Annotated in this window: 3 protein-coding genes and 1 pseudogene; 1 reads left to right on the forward strand and 3 read right to left on the reverse strand. The window is 42.3% G+C overall.

Annotated features, from left to right (window positions below):
• On the forward strand, positions 1-217 hold a 217-nt coding region (locus tag AC4GME_RS18225; RefSeq protein WP_490379984.1), incomplete at its 5' end, for a hypothetical protein.
• A 6-nt stretch (positions 218-223) separates the two neighbouring features.
• Here the strand turns inward: AC4GME_RS18225 and AC4GME_RS18230 are convergent.
• The 3 genes and pseudogenes from AC4GME_RS18230 to AC4GME_RS18240 all read right to left on the reverse strand — a co-directional run.
• On the reverse strand, positions 224-742 hold the full coding sequence (locus AC4GME_RS18230; RefSeq protein ID WP_490378655.1) for a hypothetical protein: 519 nt from the start codon (positions 740-742) through the stop codon (positions 224-226).
• Between the two features lie 626 nt (positions 743-1,368).
• Positions 1,369-1,497, reverse strand: coding sequence for a hypothetical protein (locus AC4GME_RS18235; RefSeq protein ID WP_490378656.1), 129 nt, complete (start codon positions 1,495-1,497; stop codon positions 1,369-1,371).
• 4 nt (positions 1,498-1,501) lie between these two features.
• A pseudogene (locus tag AC4GME_RS18240) lies at positions 1,502-1,738 on the reverse strand (tyrosine-type recombinase/integrase); the annotation flags it as partial.

Below are 1,738 nucleotides of genomic sequence, written 5' to 3' on the forward strand. Positions count from 1 at the left end.
TGTTACCATCAAGAAGTTCGTGTTACATATTTTTCGGCTTTATGAGCAACAATCAACAGCAGACAATACTGCTGCCTTATTGGAACAATACGTAAAACGTTGGTTACGTTGGACATGGGCTGGATTAAGCGATACTCCCATTAATTTATTGGGTACGACTTTGTTTGCGCTTAAGCCCCCCCATGACCAGCAAGCCTGCCAGCAACAAACTAAATAGGTGCGGCTACGGCACGGCTGCGACCTTCCATCTGGCGAATGTGGCGTCTTTCAGGGACATGGCATTCGCTGCTTTGTGATAATAACCTATCAACCGAACCGCATCTTGACGCGGTATAGTGTAGTTAAACACGGCCGCTGACCTGAAATGACCTAGATTCGCCGACTTATATGGGATCACCACTACACAACGGCGCTTTATCGCACATCCTTGCGTAAGTTCCGGTGATGAGTCGAATTGATTGACGGGATCAATGTCCAGAAACACTGTGTCCAAAAGTGTCCGTGCAGCATCGCTTACTTGTGCGGCACTCGTGAAAGTGAAATCGTCAGGACCGTCACATCCGGAAAACAGCGCCGCGCAGGTACCGTCTAAAAACTCAACGTCATATAAAGTGCCACCAACATCTACATTTTTAGCGCCGACTAGTTGTCCTGCCACGATATCAAGTGTCGGCTTTGCCAGCGTGACTCGGCTAAAAATGATGAGTAATGAGAATATTGCGAATTTCCATTTTATGTTCATTCTATATCCCCTTCTTTATGTGAGTGATGCAGCCTAGTAGGGTTTACATTGATAACATAGCAAAACCCGTGCCATGCAATCCTAATCGTTAGTCAAGTAAAGTTGATCACGGATTTATATTCAGTCCAGTACTTTTTTAGCTTGATTCGGACTGATTACCTCCCTAAATAGTAGTATATAAACACCAGTACACGCACTATTCGCATGGCTATTTACCTGGTTCAATCGTCCCGGAAATAATTGCGATTTGATAGGCATTTAAAATAAGGAGATTGGTCGGCGTAAAATGTAAAATTTTCCAATAAAATTTGAGGTAATTCTTGAAGTCCCTTCTGATCACATCTCTTCTAATGACTTCTACTCCTTGAAACAATAAATTTAGCTATGTTTTGGAGTTATCTTAAGGCGCAATGTGCCCCTAAGCACCTTAGAAATGTAACTCGCAAATGCTTCCTATATAATAATATTGCTCCATTTTTACCGTTAAATATGTTCACCTATGATAAATATCTTAAATCGCTGTAACCATTACCATCATTGAGCGCATCGAACATTGGCAAAAAAAACTGTCTCGGAAATGTCACGGTATAGAAGCAAATAATAGATATTATTTCTCAACATAAAGATCAACCGGATATACGTTTCACCATTGCCAGATACCCTTTCGGCACTGATTTAAGTGCTTCTCGTAGATCTTCTAATGTTGGCAACTTAGAAATTCTGTTCACAGACTCTCGAAGCCTAATTGTGTGCATTCAACTACCCCACACTTTCAGCTTCAGGCGACAAATCAAGTCCCTGCTCAACGAGCCAGGCATGGTACTTAACCAAGTCGCGCCGCATTAAATTTTCAGCATGGGTATGAATATAGGTCTTGTCCATCTTGTTCAGCACATGGTTTAAAAGCATTTCACCCACTAAATAATCGATACCTAAATCCATCCAAGTGGTGCGCGCGAACTTACGCAAATCATGTGCACGCCATTGGCGAGCACT

It is taken from the genome of Psychromonas sp. (genome assembly GCF_983033635.1).

Coding starts and splice junctions, on each gene's coding strand:
- AC4GME_RS18230 (WP_490378655.1), bottom strand. CDS start 742: ATGAACATAAAATGGAAATTCGCAATATTCTCATTACTCATCATTTTT.
- AC4GME_RS18235 (WP_490378656.1), bottom strand. CDS start 1,497: ATGCACACAATTAGGCTTCGAGAGTCTGTGAACAGAATTTCTAAGTTG.